This window comes from Streptomyces sp. SID13726 (assembly GCF_010548375.1).
Classification (GTDB): Bacteria; Actinomycetota; Actinomycetes; order Streptomycetales; family Streptomycetaceae; genus Streptomyces.
The window spans coordinates 1-434 of the sequence record NZ_JAAGLY010000484.1; the positions used below are offsets into that span (position 1 = coordinate 1).

The window sequence follows — 434 nt, forward strand, 5'->3', positions numbered from 1 at the left end:
GGCATCGACCTGCCGCTGACGATCCCGATCGGTCCCGTCGACCTCGAGTGGGGCCCGGTGTTCATCGTCGCGGTGTTCACCACGCTGCTCGCGATCGGTACCAAGCTCAGCACGCGCGTCAACAGCGTGTTCACGGTCATCAAGGTGGGCATCACCCTGTTCGTCATCGTCGTCGGGTTCTTCTTCGTCGACGCGTCGAACTACTCGCCGTTCGTGCCGCCCGCCCAGCCAGCGCCGGAGCAGTCGGCGCTCGAGCAGCCGCTGGTCGGCTTCCTCACGGGGCTCGAGCCCACGACGTACGGCGTCATGGGCCTGCTCGCGGGCGCGGCGCTCGTGTTCTTCGCGTTCATCGGGTTCGACGTCGTCGCGACCACGGCCGAGGAGGCCAAGGACCCGCAGCGCCCGCTCCCGCGCCGCATCATCGGCGGCCTCGC

1 protein-coding gene is annotated in these 434 nt (G+C 69.1%); it reads left to right on the forward strand.

The features are described 5' to 3' along the window. Nucleotides 1-434 (forward strand): amino acid permease (locus G3I78_RS48710; protein WP_164437070.1); only part of this gene is annotated, 434 nt, incomplete at both ends.